The sequence below is a fragment of the Kribbella sp. NBC_01484 genome, assembly GCF_036227145.1.
GTDB lineage: Bacteria > Actinomycetota > Actinomycetes > Propionibacteriales > Kribbellaceae > Kribbella.
Window position 1 is genome coordinate 6,415,057 of sequence record NZ_CP109437.1, and the last position, 13,855, is coordinate 6,428,911.

The 13,855-nt window shown below is 68.2% G+C and carries 13 protein-coding genes and 1 riboswitch; of the genes, 9 read left to right on the forward strand and 4 right to left on the reverse strand.

What is annotated here, in order from left to right:
* The first annotated feature begins 55 nt into the window (after positions 1-55).
* The 5 genes from OG555_RS31215 (at position 56) to gcvP (ending at position 5,754) form a co-directional block, all read left to right on the forward strand.
* Entirely contained in the window at positions 56-592 is a 537-nt protein-coding gene (locus tag OG555_RS31215; RefSeq protein ID WP_329476128.1) for an FHA domain-containing protein, read from the forward strand.
* Positions 579-1,274 carry a transcriptional regulator FtsR gene (ftsR, locus tag OG555_RS31220; RefSeq protein ID WP_329476129.1) on the forward strand — a complete coding sequence of 232 codons (696 nt, stop codon included), beginning with the start codon at positions 579-581 and terminating at the stop codon, positions 1,272-1,274. Before OG555_RS31215 ends, ftsR begins: the two co-directional genes overlap by 14 nt.
* Positions 1,275-1,327: 53 nt before the next feature.
* Positions 1,328-1,822 (forward strand): bifunctional nuclease family protein, encoded by a 495-nt coding sequence (locus OG555_RS31225; RefSeq protein WP_329476130.1) that lies wholly within the window; start codon positions 1,328-1,330, stop codon positions 1,820-1,822.
* Between the two features lie 188 nt (positions 1,823-2,010).
* Positions 2,011-2,625 carry a MerR family transcriptional regulator gene (locus OG555_RS31230; protein ID WP_329476131.1) on the forward strand — a complete coding sequence of 205 codons (615 nt, stop codon included), beginning with the start codon at positions 2,011-2,013 and terminating at the stop codon, positions 2,623-2,625.
* Between the two features lie 116 nt (positions 2,626-2,741).
* Positions 2,742-2,831, forward strand: a riboswitch (glycine riboswitch).
* A gap of 82 nt (positions 2,832-2,913) precedes the next feature.
* Positions 2,914-5,754, forward strand: coding sequence for an aminomethyl-transferring glycine dehydrogenase (gene gcvP / locus OG555_RS31235; RefSeq protein WP_329476132.1), 2,841 nt, complete (start codon positions 2,914-2,916; stop codon positions 5,752-5,754).
* Positions 5,755-5,788: 34 nt separating this feature from the next.
* Here gcvP and OG555_RS31240 read toward each other — a convergent pair whose 3' ends face one another.
* The 3 genes from OG555_RS31240 to OG555_RS31250 form a co-directional block, all read right to left on the reverse strand.
* The gene (locus tag OG555_RS31240; RefSeq protein WP_329476133.1) at positions 5,789-6,064 is read right to left on the reverse strand and encodes a hypothetical protein; all 276 of its coding nucleotides are present in this window, start codon (positions 6,062-6,064) and stop codon (positions 5,789-5,791) included.
* 169 nt (positions 6,065-6,233) lie between these two features.
* The gene (locus OG555_RS31245) at positions 6,234-6,611 is read right to left on the reverse strand and encodes a hypothetical protein (RefSeq protein WP_329476134.1); all 378 of its coding nucleotides are present in this window, start codon (positions 6,609-6,611) and stop codon (positions 6,234-6,236) included.
* Between the two features lie 347 nt (positions 6,612-6,958).
* Entirely contained in the window at positions 6,959-7,213 is a 255-nt protein-coding gene (locus OG555_RS31250) for a hypothetical protein (protein WP_329476135.1), read from the reverse strand.
* Positions 7,214-7,548: 335 nt separating this feature from the next.
* Here OG555_RS31250 and OG555_RS31255 point away from each other — a divergent pair, with 335 nt between their 5' ends.
* The 3 genes from OG555_RS31255 (at position 7,549) to OG555_RS31265 (ending at position 11,353) form a co-directional block, all read left to right on the forward strand.
* Positions 7,549-8,943, forward strand: a complete 1,395-nt coding sequence (locus OG555_RS31255; RefSeq protein WP_329476136.1) for a carph-isopro domain-containing protein — start codon at positions 7,549-7,551, stop codon at positions 8,941-8,943.
* Positions 8,940-9,929 carry an FAD-dependent oxidoreductase gene (locus tag OG555_RS31260; protein WP_329476137.1) on the forward strand — a complete coding sequence of 330 codons (990 nt, stop codon included), beginning with the start codon at positions 8,940-8,942 and terminating at the stop codon, positions 9,927-9,929. Before OG555_RS31255 ends, OG555_RS31260 begins: the two co-directional genes overlap by 4 nt.
* 101 nt (positions 9,930-10,030) lie before the next feature.
* On the forward strand, positions 10,031-11,353 hold the full coding sequence (locus OG555_RS31265; protein WP_329476138.1) for a serine hydrolase domain-containing protein: 1,323 nt from the start codon (positions 10,031-10,033) through the stop codon (positions 11,351-11,353).
* Here OG555_RS31265 and OG555_RS31270 read toward each other — a convergent pair.
* Positions 11,327-12,094 carry a hypothetical protein gene (locus OG555_RS31270; RefSeq protein WP_329476139.1) on the reverse strand — a complete coding sequence of 256 codons (768 nt, stop codon included), beginning with the start codon at positions 12,092-12,094 and terminating at the stop codon, positions 11,327-11,329. The two genes, OG555_RS31265 and OG555_RS31270, sit on opposite strands and share 27 nt — an antisense overlap.
* A gap of 177 nt (positions 12,095-12,271) precedes the next feature.
* On the opposite strand from OG555_RS31270, the gene OG555_RS31275 reads away from it, so the two are divergent.
* Positions 12,272-13,798 carry a pyridoxal phosphate-dependent decarboxylase family protein gene (locus OG555_RS31275; RefSeq protein WP_329476140.1) on the forward strand — a complete coding sequence of 509 codons (1,527 nt, stop codon included), beginning with the start codon at positions 12,272-12,274 and terminating at the stop codon, positions 13,796-13,798.
* Positions 13,799-13,855: the final 57 nt, after the last annotated feature.

Genomic DNA, 13,855 nt, shown 5'->3' on the forward strand with positions numbered 1-13,855 from the left:
ATACGGGGTCTATCGAAAACGTCGCCGGACCGCCGGCGATCGGGAGGATCACAGCATGCCGTTCTGCAACCAGTGCGGGCACGAGAACTCCGACGGCAGCCGGTTCTGCTCGCAGTGCGGAGCGATGCTTCCTGGCGCGGACCGCCCGGCGGCAGCCCCAGCGGCCGCGCCGGCGACCAACGGTGTCACCGACACCGCGATGCTGACCCCGATCGGCGCCGAGCCCGAGCCCGAGCGCACCGGCGAGCCGCTGTCGGTGGAGGACGAGGCCGCGGTCGGCGCCCTGCCGGCCGGATCCGCCCTGCTGATCGTCCAGCGCGGGCCGAACGCGGGCAGCCGGTTCCTGCTCGACGTCGACGTGGTCACCGCCGGCCGGCACCCGGACAGCGACATCTTCCTCGACGACGTCACCGTGTCGCGCCGGCACGCGGAGTTCCGCCGCGACCCGTACGGCGTGAAGGTCCGCGACGTGGGCAGCCTGAACGGCACCTACGTGAACCGGGACCGGATCGACGAGGTCCAGCTGACCAGTGGCGACGAGGTCCAGATCGGCAAGTACCGCTTGGTGTACTACGCCAGTGGCCAAGCCTGAGCCTTCCGTCGAGGGCCCCGCTGAAGGCCGCGGCATCGGAGAGGTGCTGCAGCTGCTGCAGGCCGAGTTCGCCGACGTCACGATCTCCAAGATCCGGTTCCTCGAGGCCGAGGGACTGGTGACGCCGGCCCGGACCTCCTCGGGCTACCGGAAGTTCAGCGCGGCCGACGTCGAGCGGCTGCGCTACGTGCTGACCGCGCAACGTGACCAGTACCTGCCGCTGAAGGTGATCAAGGAACACCTCGGCGCGATCGATCGCGGCCTGCGCCCGGCGGCCGGCGGTCCACCGGTCGCGCCGAGCTCGTTGCCGGAGCCACCGCGGCTGCCGGTCGCCGACGACTTCGGTGCTGCGGGCATCGATCTGAAGCTGACCCGGGAGGAGCTCCGCGCCGCCGCGGGGATCTCGGCCGAACTGCTCGGCGAGCTGGAGGGCCATGGCCTGGTGGTGGCCCGTGGCAACCACTACGACGGGGACGCGATCGTGATCGCCCGGCTGGCCGCGGACTTCGCGCCGTACGGGATCGAGCCGCGGCACCTGCGCCCGTTCCGGACGGCGGCCGATCGGGAGGCCGGCCTGATCGAGCAGGTGACCGGCCCCCGCCGTACCGAACAGACCGAGGAACTGGCCGCGCTCGCCGTCCGCCTGCACGCGGCGCTGGTCCGTTCCCGCCTGCCCAGGTAACCGGGGCACCCCGCGGGCCTACCCGGGGCTTCCCTGCGGAGTAGGCTGAAGGGGTGCGCGAAGTCGACGTGGTCGGAGTCCGGGTGGAGATGCCCTCGAGTCAGCCGATCGTGCTGCTGCGAGAGGTTGGCGGGGAGCGGTACCTGCCGATCTGGATCGGCGCGGCCGAGGCGAGTGCGATCGCTTTCGCCCAGCAGGGGATGGAGCCGCCGCGGCCGCTGACGCACGACCTGTTCGCGGAGACCATCCGGGTGCTCGGGCACACCCTCAGCCAGGTCCGGATCGTGAACCTGACCGACGGCATCTTCGAGGCGATCCTGGTGTTCGACGACAAGACCGAGATCTCGGCGCGACCGTCGGACTCGATCGCGCTGGCGCTGCGCACCGGGACCCCGGTGTTCTGCACCGAGGAGATCCTGGCCGAGGCCGGCATCCCGGTTCCGGAGAGTGAGACCGACGATCCCGACGAGGTGGTGGAGGAAGAGGAGGTCGAGCGATTCCGCGAGTTCCTCGACCAGGTGACACCCGAGGATTTCGACAAGAGCTGACCAGTTCAGTTCACCGCAGTGGTACAAGATCAGATAGGTAACGATTCGTACGACGGCCGCGACACGCTCCCGGCTCGGTGCGGTTGTCGTTGACCCTCCCTGGTCGGCGGCTTACCTTGAAGGAGTCGTGGGGTGTTGTCACTCCACGGATGTGACCCGTTCCAGTCGGTACCCAGGGAGGCTCAGGCGTGACACGCACCGGCGACACGGATCTGACGGCGCAGTCGACGTCCGACGCACACGCCCAGGCGGCCGCTGCCGCGGGCGTCCAGGGTCTGCTGTTCGACGACGACCTGCGGCCGATGCCGGAGGATGTCGGGTTCCGCGGTCCGACGGCATGCGCGGCGGCCGGGATCACCTACCGTCAGCTCGACTACTGGGCCCGCACCGGCCTGGTCTCCCCGTCCGTCCGCCCGGCGACCGGCTCCGGCACGCAACGGCTCTACGGCTTCCGTGACGTCCTGTTGCTGAAGGTGATCAAGCGGCTGCTCGATGCCGGCATTTCACTGCAGCAGATCCGGACCGCGATCGCCCACCTCAGCAAGCGCGGCATCGACGACCTGACCCAGATCACGCTGATGAGCGACGGCGCCTCGGTCTACATGTGCACCTCGCCGGACGAGGTGATCGATCTGCTCGCCGGCGGTCAGGGCGTCTTCGGTATCGCCCTCGGGGGTGTCTGGCGCGAGGTCGAGGGTTCGCTGTCCGAGCTGCCGACCGAGCGTGCCGACGGTCACGACGACGGCGACAGCCACGCCAACGACGAGCTCGCGGCCCGCCGCCGGGCTCGCATGACCGGCTGACCTGTTTCATCCCGTGCGCCTCTACGCGCACGGCACGGCGGGGGAGTTCCAGTCCGGCCGGCAGACGGCTCCTGCCCGAACTGTTCGAGGATTCCTGGTAGCCTCGGTTCAGCCGTACACAGCACTCGGGAGAGACCCGTGCAACCGGGCGCCGAAGGGGCAATTCCTCCCCGGAACCTCTCAGGCCCATGGACCGAGTGCCACAGGCGACTCTGGAGCGCCCCTGCGTGAGCTGGGCGTGACAGAGGGGGAGGCGACCGGAAGCACTGTCAGCAACGGAGCCTCTAGATGAACAACTCACCCCAACTCTCGGCGACGTTCGCCGACCGGCACATCGGGCCGCGTCCGGACGAGATCGCCCGCATGGTCCAACTCCTCGGGTACGACGACGTCGACGCGCTGGTGGATGCCGCGGTGCCGGCGTCGATCCGGTCCGCCGAGGCGCTCCGGCTGCCCGAGCCGGCCTCCGAGGTCGACGCGCTGACCGAGCTCCGCCAGCTGGCGGCCCGCAACACCGTCGCCACCTCGATGATCGGCCAGGGGTACTACGGCACCTTCACGCCGTCGGTCATCGTCCGGCGTCTGGTCGAGAACCCGGCCTGGTACACGGCCTACACGCCGTACCAGCCGGAGATCTCCCAGGGCCGGCTCGAGGCGCTGCTGAACTTCCAGACCGTCGTGTCCGACCTGACCGGCCTGCCGACCGCGAACGCGTCGCTGCTGGACGAGGGCACCGCGGCAGCCGAGGCGATGACGCTGGCCCACCGGTCGAACAAGAAGAGCAAGTCCGACCGCTTCCTGGTCGACGCCGACTGCTTTGCCCAGACCATCGCCGTGGTGCGGACCCGGGCCGCGGCGCTCGGCATCGAGGTCGTGGTCGCCGACACCACCGACGGTCTGCCGGACGGTGACTTCTTCGGCTTCCTCGTGCAGTACCCGGGCTCCGGCGGTGTCGTCCGCGACCTGAAGCCGCTGATCGCTGCCGCGCACGAGCGCGACACGCTGGTCGCGGTCGCCTCCGACCTGCTCGCGCTGACGTTGCTCGAGGCACCGGGTGAGGCCGGCGCCGACATCGTGATCGGATCCTCGCAGCGGTTCGGCGTACCACTGTTCTACGGCGGTCCGCACGCCGGTTTCATGTCCGTCCGGTCCGGCCTCGAGCGGTCGTTGCCCGGCCGCCTCGTCGGTGTATCCGTCGACTCTGACGGCGCACCGGCGTACCGGCTGGCACTGCAGACTCGCGAGCAGCACATCCGCCGCGAGAAGGCGACCTCCAACATCTGTACGGCGCAGGTCCTGCTGGCCGTGGTCGCGTCGATGTACGCCGTCTACCACGGGCCGGACGGTCTGAAGGCGATCGCGGAGCGCGTCCACGACTACGCCGGCCGGTTGGCCGCGTCGTTGCGTGCGGGAGGTGTGGAGGTCGTGCACGACGACTTCTTCGACACCGTGCTCGCCCGGGTCCCCGGTCAGGCCGCGGATGTGGTCGACGCCGCCAGGCAGAACGGCATCTGGCTCCGGCTGGTCGACGCGGACCACGTCGGCATCTCCTGCGACGAGAAGACCGACGTCGCCACGCTGACCCGGGTCTGCCAGTCCTTCGGCGTGCGGTACGACGGTTCGCTGGACGCGGCCGCAGTTGCCGTGCCGCGGACCACGGACTACCTGACGCACCCGGTGTTCAACACGCACCAGTCCGAGACCGCCATGCTGCGGTACCTGCGCAAGCTGTCCGACAAGGACTACGCGCTGGACCGCGGGATGATCCCGCTCGGGTCCTGCACGATGAAGCTGAACGCGACCACCGAGATGGAGCCGGTCACCTGGCCGGAGTTCGCCGACCTGCATCCGTTCGCGCCGATCGAGGACGCGGCCGGGTACGCGGTGCTGATCGGTCAGCTGGAGCGCTGGCTGGCCGAGGTGACCGGGTACGCGAAGGTCTCGATCCAGCCGAACGCGGGTTCGCAGGGTGAGCTGGCGGGGCTGCTCGCGATCCGTGGGTACCACCACGGGCGGGGTGATCTCGATCGCACTGTGTGCCTGATCCCGGCCAGTGCCCACGGCACCAACGCCGCCTCCGCGGTGATGGCCGGCATGAAGGTGGTCGTTGTCAAGGGCAACGACGACGGCACGATCGACCTGGACGACCTGCGGGCGAAGGCTTCTGAGCACGCGGCCAAGCTGGCGGCGATCATGATCACCTACCCGTCCACGCACGGCGTGTACGAGGAGAGTGTGACCGAGGTCTGCCGGATCGTCCACGAGCACGGTGGCCAGGTGTACGTCGACGGCGCGAACCTGAACGCGTTGCTCGGTCTGGCCAAGCCCGGTGAGTTCGGCGGCGACGTCAGCCACCTGAACCTGCACAAGACGTTCTGCATTCCGCACGGCGGTGGTGGCCCCGGCGTCGGACCGGTGGCCGTGGCCGCGCACTTGGCGCCGTACCTGCCGAACCACCCGCTGCTGGACCAGGCCGGACCGGAATCCGGGGTCGGCCCGATCAGCGCGGCGCCGTTCGGTTCGGCGGGGGTGCTGGCGATCTCGTGGGCGTACATCCGGATGATGGGTGCCGAGGGTCTGACGGCTGCCACGAAGTCCGCCGTACTGACTGCGAACTACGTGGCGAAGCGGCTCGAGGGTGCCTTCCCGGTGCTCTACACCGGCGAGAACGGCCTGGTCGCGCACGAGTGCATCCTGGATCTGCGGCCGATGACCAAGGAGACCGGGATCAGCGTCGACGACGTCGCGAAGCGGCTGATCGACTACGGCTTCCACGCGCCGACCATGTCGTTCCCGGTCGCGGGCACGCTGATGGTCGAGCCGACCGAGTCCGAGGACCTCGGCGAGCTGGACCGGTTCTGCGACGCGATGATCGCGATCCGGCACGAGATCGACCGGGTCGCCGCGGGGGAGTGGCCGGCCGGCGACAACCCGCTGGTGAACGCGCCGCACACCGCCGAGTCGGTGATCAACGACAAGTGGGAGCACGCCTACACTCGCGAGGAGGCCGCGTTCCCCCGCTCCGTCGACCGCGCCTCGAAGTACTGGCCCCCCGTCCGCCGCATCGACGGCGCCTACGGCGACCGCAACCTCATCTGCTCCTGCCCACCCCCGGAGGCGTTCGAGTAGGCGAAGCGCGGGCTGCGGATCCAGCTCTACCCGGCTACCTGATCCGCAGCCCCGCAGCCTCGACCGCCCGACGAAGGTGTCCAACAGCGCAGAACGATTGACCGGACAGTTCCCAGACCGCGACGCCGTGCACCTCCGCCGGAGCTGTGAGGACACCGAGGGACTCGCCGGCCGAGTTGACCAGCTCCGGCCAGGGACGGTTCAGCTCACCCATGGCGTCGTCCTGTAGCTGGAACGCGGCGAAGGCACATGCTTGCTCCACGCCACGGTGCCCGACGTCGAGCGGGAACTCGTGTCCGCCGGCGACCAAGATGAAATCGTCACCAGGCGTTCCGGTCCAGGCAGGGTCGCCCCGGAACTCGACGCTCCGCAGTCCAGTCCCGGCAAAGTCCGCGTTCAGCCGATCAGCGACGAAGGCCTGCGCCGCCCCCTCGTTTCGCTCTCGGTCCAGGTGTCCATGACAGCTCCCAGGTCGTTGATCACACTAGTTTGCACTTGATGAAAAACTTCTGCACAACTGCGCCTTTGGTGTCGTACGACGTGCCAGTGATCTTGAAAATCTGTCCCGGCTTGTACGTCCGCAGATACCGGTTCTTCGACCTGTCCCACGTTCTCGCCGGAAGCGATCCGTGTGGCGGGTAGCTCTGCTTCTTGCCGTCGACCTTCTTCGAGCCGACATAGATGCTCACGATGTACCGCTCGGCGGGCAGGTTCGGGTACGTACCCCATTGGATCGATGTTCCAGGACCCTTCTGCTGGATTGACAGTCGTCCAGCTTGTTTTCGTCGGTGTAGTTCGGCGAACAGGAGTGGATTGTTGTCGAGCCCGAGCCAGGCGGGGGCACGTCCGCGGCGCATGCTTTGACCGTCGGTCCAACCATCGCGACAAGCGCCAGCGCGTGCGCCGGCCTCCCCGCCCGCCTGAGCTTCCTCACGAAGTTTTCGTGATGGCCGGCCGAGCATCCCGCGATGCGGGTGACCATAGTGAGGAGTTGACGCGGTTTCTCCTTGAGTTCCTCGATGGCGGGCATCGTCCTGTCTCCGATCTGGTTCTTGGGCGGCGGCCGCCCCCGCTCGGCGGTGCAGGGCACCGAGCGATGGCCGCCTCGGGTGTGATCGGCTATCCGGTTGGCGAAACTGCGAATGGCCGATCCCGGTGGAACGGCGGAACGGACGCGGAGCGCTGGGGACTTGGAGATGCCCTCTCAGCACGTTCGCTCTGCCGGCTCGGTGGCGATCAGCACTTGATGGTCGCCGCAGCTGAGGTGGTCGCGGATGTCCAGGGGATTGCCGAGAACTGCCAAGTGATGCAGGGTCGGTACGACGAGTGCTAGGCCATCCGACTCCAGAAGCGAACCGAGGAGGTCGAAGACGGCATCCGGCGGCCCGAGCCTCTGCACGTACACCGTCTCGAGCCGATACCCGCGCTCGGTGGCGCAAGCGATCAGCCTTCGCTGCATGGCCAAAAGCTCACCGGTGCTTCTCACGAAGAGCATCGATATGAGTCCGAGTGCAACCCTGCCTTGGAGCTGATCGGCTTCCTTGCCATCGCTCATTCCTGTGCCCGGCATCTCGCAACAAGCAGGTTCAGCATCGCCGTCGTCGAACCTGCCGTGATGCGCGGCAGAAGTAACCGCTCTGTCGCCATGCTTTGTCCTCCCGAGACGAGCTCACCGGCCCACTCGGCCCAGACTCAGCCAACTCGCTGGTTACGGGGAGGTACTAATCGCGTCAAAACTGTCAACTTCTGCGAGAATTCGCGCAAGGTGACACGACGTCGAGGAGACGCTTCGCTGTGAACGATGTTCTGGACGAGCTTCTGCGGGAGCTGGGCTGGTCACCTCGTACGTTGGCGCGCCGTCTCAACCGGGACTTCGGCGCGGGCACGGTCGCGGAGACAGCGCCGTACCACTGGCGAGACTCGGGTGGCGTGCCTCGACCACCGCTACCCGCGCTGGTGGCCCATCTCCTGTCCCGTGAACTCGGGCGACTGATCACGGTCGGCGAGCTCTGGCAGGGGCGCGCAGTGGACTCGCCGCTGGTCGTCCCTGCTGACGCAGCTCTGCGCCAGCCCTGGACTCGAGCCGGCACTCTCAGTGCTATCGACGACTGGGTGGTGGCGGGGCTGTTGGACAGGCGACAATTCCTGGCGATCTCCGGTGTGAGCCTTACATCGATCCCTGGCGACTACCTTGCGGGCGGGAAGGCTGCACGCGAGTTCGCGCGCGTCGCCACAGACAGCCCTCTGATCGAGCAGATCGAGCAGACAATTCCGTTGCGCCAAAGGTTGGACGATGTCAGTGGAGGTGGTGGTCATCTCGAGTATGTAGGCGCACAGTTCCGCTCGGTCGCGTTGTTGGTACGGCAAGGGGGACAACCACGTCCGATCGAATTTCGCCTACTTTCGGCACTCGCCGAGATCGGCCAACTGGCTGGTTGGATGGCCTTCGACGCAGGCCTCCACGGCCCGGCACAGCGCTACCTCTTCACCGCCCTCCGGGCAGCGCACGAGTGCGGGTACAAGTCGATGGCCGCTCACATCGTGGCGGATCTTGCTTTCCAAGCGGCTACCCGGGAGCAACCGTCAGACGCGGTGGCACTGGGCGAGTCTGCAGCCAAGATCGCTCGGCGCGCCCCGGCGAGCGTTCGAGCGTCAGTCCAGACGCGCCTCGCCTACGGGCACGCGATCGCAGGCGACATCTCCGCATTCGAGCAGGCACACAAGAGCGCTGTGGACGTTCTGGCCGACAGTGATCGTTCTGAGGATCCAGCCTGGATGTACTACCTGACGCCAAGCCATCTCGACACGCAGGCCGGCTACGCGCTGACACACGTCGGCACACTCGCGTCCGAAAGCGGCGATGCATCTGTCGGCCGTTCGATGCTGCGCGAGGGCGAGAAGCTCCTCCGCAAAGGTGCTTACGACAGACCACTCACCGCGGAAGCGCAACGTCGTGCCCTCTTCGAAGGTGCGTGGCTTGCTACAGCGGCCGCAGGCCGGGGCAACCTGGAGGAGGCCTGCGCTCTGGGACGCACTGCCGTCGCGCGAACGGCGACAGTGCGCTCCGCTCGAAGTCTCGACGTACTCAGTCGGCTCGCGGCGCGGCTGCGGCGGGCGAGGCGTAACGAGTACGTCAGGGACTTCCTGCCGTCGCTCGAGGCTTGTCTTGGTAGGACGTCGGCGTCGTGAGCCAGCGTGTTGTTGTTGTCGGGGCGGGTGTGGTCGGACTGACCAGCGCTGTGCGGCTCGCTGAGGCAGGTCATCGGGTAGATGTGGTGGCGGCCGAGCCACCGCAGGCGACGACTTCGGCCGTGGCCGGTGCACTCTGGGGTCCGTGGCTGGTGGAGCCGCGCGAGCGGGTTCTTCTGTGGGCCGCCCACACTCTGAAGGTCCTGGGCGAACTCGCTGATCACCCGAGTTCAGGCGTTCGGGTGGCAACGGGCGTCGAGGTGTCCCGGATGAGCTACGACCCGCCGGACTGGGCCGGCCTGCTGCCTGACCGGACCCCTTGCACGTCCGAGGAGATCCCACCTGGCTACAGCCAGGGCTTCCGGTACAGCGCGCCGCTGGCTGACATGCCAGTTCACCTCGACTATCTGCTGACCAGGCTGCGGGCTGCCGGAGGGACGCTGACCATTCAGCGGCTGACATCGCTGGATCAGGCAAGCACGGACCCGCGGGCCGTGATTGTGAACTGTTCGGGCATCGGCGCCAGACAGCTCGTTCCGGACATGACTCTCTTTCCGGTTCGCGGCTACCACGTCGTGACCACGAACCCGGGTCTGACGGACTTCCTCGAAGCCGACACCGAAGATCCAGCGGACCTGCTCGCGATCTACCCGCACGGCGATCACGTGATCCTCGGTGGAACCGCCGAGCCTGAGGCCTGGGATCGCGCGCGTGACGACGCGATCGCAGCTGCCATCGTTGCCAGATGTGTGAGGCTCGAACCCCGCCTTGCCAAGGCCACGATCATCGAGCACCGAGTCGGCCTACGCCCGACCAGAGCTTCGATCCGTGTCGAGGCCGAGCGATCAGCGCTCGGAAGTCTGGTCATCCACAACTATGGGCACAGCGGCGCCGGCGTGAGTCTCGGCTGGGGATGCGCGGAGGAGGTCGTCTCGCTTGTCTCCGCTGCCGGGTTCTGGCGTCCGACGAAAGGGGGTTGCGTCTAGTATGACGGGATGTCGATGAACCTGTTCGCCACGACGCGATCATCGACTCGCAGGCTGCTATCGCCTGCTGATCTGCCCGTTCCCGCCCTGGAGGCCTCTGAGTGAGTTCTGTTCGTCCTGACACTGCCGCTGCTCTGTACGCCGAGATCGCGACAGCGCAGAGCGAATGGAAGTTGCCTTCGATCAATGCCGGAGTGGTCCGGGACGGTTCGCTGGTGTGGACCGGGTCGCGGGGGCAGTTCGCCACCGCGGACGGTGGTGTGCCGGGGCCGGACGTGCAGTACCGGATCGGCTCGATCACGAAGACGCTGACGGCTGTTCTGGTGATGCAGTGCCGGGACGACGGGCTGCTCTCGCTGAACGATGCCGTGGGCAAGCATCTGCCGGGGATCGCGTTCGGTGATCGGACGGTCCGGCAGCTGCTCGCGCACAGCGGCGGGATGAACGCCGAGCCCGAGGGGCCGTGGTGGGAGCGGAACCCGGGCGTCACGTTCGACCAGTTGACCGCGGCGATGGACGAGTCCCAGGCGGTCGGCCCGGCCGACCGCCGGCACCACTACTCGAACCTCGGCTACGGACTTCTCGGCGAGATCGTCGCGCGATTGCGGAACGGTGCCTGGTTCGACCTCGTGCAGGAGCGCATCCTCGATCCGCTGGAGATGCGTCGTACGACGTACTTCCCGACCGGCTCGTCCGCGCAAGGGTTCTCGGTGCACCCGTTCAGCGGTCAGTTGATGGACGAGCCGGCGTACGACGCGGGTGCGATGGCGCCGGCCGGGCAGTTGTGGAGCACGATCGAGGACCTGGCGACGTACGCGAACTTCTGGATCGATCCGCTCTACGAGGTGCTGAACCGGGACACGGTCGACGAGATGGCGGCGCCGGTCGCCGCGGATCCACGAGAAGGACTGACCGCGTCGTACGGCTTGGGCCTGCGCCTGATCGCCGACAACCCGCATCTGCTGGTCGGCCATACCGGCTCGATGCCCGGCTTCCTGGCCGGCCTGTTCGTCGACCGCGTCCGCCGCGTCGGCGCCGTCACCCTCGGGAACGCGACGTACGGTCGCGTCGCCTCGCTCCCACCCGACTTGATCAAGACGCTGGTCACCTACGAGCCCAGCCTTCCGCTGGAGTGGCTCCCCGAGCCCCCACTCGCCCAGGGCGCGGACCTCCTCGGCAACTGGTACTGGGGCAACACGCCCGTCACCATGTCCGTCTCCGCCGGCATCCTCCAACTCTCCGGTGGCCTCACCACCCGCTTCTCCCCGCTGGGCCCCGACCTCTACCAGGGCCGCGACGGCTATTTGGCCGGCGAAAAACTCCACGTCATCCGCGAAGGCAACCGCATCACCCACCTCAACGTCGCGACGTTCGTCCTCACGAGGACGCCGTACGGACTAGGAGATGATCTCCACCAGGCGTAGTTGTTCTGTCGGGCCACGGACGGACAGTTCGGCGACCTGGCCGATGTCTTTGACGTAGTACTTGTTGTCGAGGACGTCTGGTTCGAGGGCGGTTGTCTCGGCGGTGCGGAGGGCGTGGTGGAAGGTGCCGCGGGGGACGGTCACCGTGGTGTTGCGGGCGATGAGCCAGAAGACGTCCTCGGCGTGGCCGGCGTACCACTCCTGGCGGAACTTGCGGCCGAGTTGGGGGTGGGCCTGCATGAAGACGCCGGGCTGGGCGCCGTCGATGCCCGCGTGGAAGCTGCCTTCGCGGCTGACGACGCGGCCGTGGCTGTCCAGCTCGGCGGTGTCCTCGCCGAAGTACCAGACGTTGCCGCAGCGGTCTTGCGCGTAGTAGTCGCTGGTGCGCTCCTCGAGGATGTTGTTCAGGTAGAGGCGGTCCTCGACGACGCGGGTCCGGACTCCCGCGATCACTCTGGTCCGGGACGTCGCGGCGAACAGATCGAGAGCCTTCTCGCCATCCTTGACGCCGGTCGAGACCAGCGTGCGTCCGGGTTTGAGCGGGAACCACGGGTTGGTCACGTTCGGGGAGAAGTCGCCGGGGTCGATCTTGGGGTGGTACCGGCTGCCTGGTCCGAACACCGGTAGCGGGCACGCCGACGGGTGGTGGTGCTCCGCGTGCGCGGAGCTTGTGAGGGGAGTGGCACCGGCAAGCAGTGCGGTGACTGCGAGCAAGACCCCGGTTTTCGTCCAGCCGATCATGAGCTGTGCTCCTTTCGTCCACGGCTCAGCCTGCGTCGGGTGGGCTGAACCAGGCCTGAACGGGTGAGAGGCTCGCCACTCCGCGGGTGGCCGAGTTGACACGATGAGTGACTCGGGACAAAAGTTAGGCCTGCCTTAGTAAGGGTTGCCTTACTCGACAACTTCCCGGGAGATCTGGTGCCGCATCCTGCGCGTCTGACCGCGTTGCCCTCGCCTGTGCGCAACCCGTTCACCGCCGCGTGGCCGCTCGCTTCGACGGTGTCCGATCGCGACCGGGGGCCGTTGCCGCACGGCTCGCCGGCGGAGGTGCTGCGGCGTACGGCGGAAGTCCTCGGCGAGCCGCGGGTCCCGTCGACCGGCGTCGGTGAGTCCGCGGCGCTCGACCTGATCGCGGGACTGCTCGAGGAGAACGGGATCGACCTGAGCCACCCGCACGCGGCGGCGCACCTGCAGCCGCCGGTGCTGCAGGTCGCGGTCGACGCGGACGCGCTGGCGTCGGCGAGCAACGCCTCGATGGACACCTACGACTCCGGTCCCGCGACGCTCGCGATCGAGCAGTGGGTGGTGAAGGCGCTCGCCGGCCTGGCCGGGTTCGGTCCGGAAGCGGACGGCGTCCTGACACCCGGCGGGTCGATCTCCAACCTGCTCGCCGTACTGATCGCCCGTGACAACGCTGCCGCTGTGGCCGGAGTCGACGTACGGCGGAACGGCCTGCGGGGACTGGATCACCCGGTCGTGTTCTGCTCCGAGCTCGCCCACTTCTCGGTCCAGCGAGCATGTGCCGCGCTCGGGCTCGGGGAGGAGGCCGCGATCACGATCGCGTCCGACGAGGACTTCCGGATGCGCACCGACGTACTCGCGGACGAGTTGGCCAAGCCGGGCCGGACGCCGATCGCGGTGATCGCGACCGCCGGTACGACCGACTTCGGCTCGGTGGACCCGATCGCGCCGATCGCGGAACTGGCCCGGCGGTACGGCGCCTGGGTGCACGTGGACGCGGCGTACGGGTTCGGCGCGCTGTTCTCCGAGCGGCTCGCGCCCTTGCTGGCCGACCTGTCGCAGGCGGACTCCGTCACGCTCGACCTGCACAAGATCGGCTGGCAGCCGGCCGCGACCAGCGTGCTGCTGGTGGCCGACCGGAATCGCTTCTCCGCTCTCGGCCGCTCGGTCGACTACCTGAACCCGGCCGACGACATCGACTCCGGGCTGGACGGCCTGCTCGGCCGCAGCCTGCAGACCACCCGCCGGCCGGATGCGGTCAAGGTCGCTACCACGCTGACGGCGTACGGGCGGGCCGGACTGGGCACGATGCTCGACACCTGCCACGAGCTCGCGCACGCCGCCGCGGCCCGGGTCGTTGCCGACAGCAACCTTGAGCTGCTGGCGCCGGTGACCCTGACCACGGTGCTGTTCCGGGTCGCCGGGAAGAGGCTGGAGGCAGCGGCTGCCGATGCCCTCCAGGGTGAGGTCCGGCGCCGGTTGCTGACGTCCGGGCGGGTGCTGATCGGCCGGACCAAGATCCCGGCCGGCCGCGGCGGCCCGGCGGTGGTCGCGTTGAAGCTGACGCTGCTGAATCCGAACGCCACCGCGACGGACATCGAGGACCTGCTCGATCAGGTCGTGGCCACCGGCCTCGACGTGCTGGCGGACCCGACCGGGGCGGCGCGGCGGGGACGGAAGCTCGATGGCGAGGGAGCGGCGTGACTGTGCTTTTGGCCGGGCCTTCGGCGCCGGCGTGGTCATGGGGCTTTGTCTCCCGGC

Excerpts from the sequence above, each read along its gene's own strand:
- OG555_RS31215 (WP_329476128.1), top strand. The coding sequence starts at position 56 with ATGCCGTTCTGCAACCAGTGCGGGCACGAGAACTCCGACGGCAGCCGG.
- gcvP (WP_329476132.1), top strand. The coding sequence starts at position 2,914 with ATGAACAACTCACCCCAACTCTCGGCGACGTTCGCCGACCGGCACATC.
- OG555_RS31245 (WP_329476134.1), bottom strand. The coding sequence starts at position 6,611 with ATGCGCCGCGGACGTGCCCCCGCCTGGCTCGGGCTCGACAACAATCCA.
- OG555_RS31250 (WP_329476135.1), bottom strand. The coding sequence starts at position 7,213 with ATGCAGCGAAGGCTGATCGCTTGCGCCACCGAGCGCGGGTATCGGCTC.
- OG555_RS31270 (WP_329476139.1), bottom strand. The coding sequence starts at position 12,094 with ATGATCGGCTGGACGAAAACCGGGGTCTTGCTCGCAGTCACCGCACTG.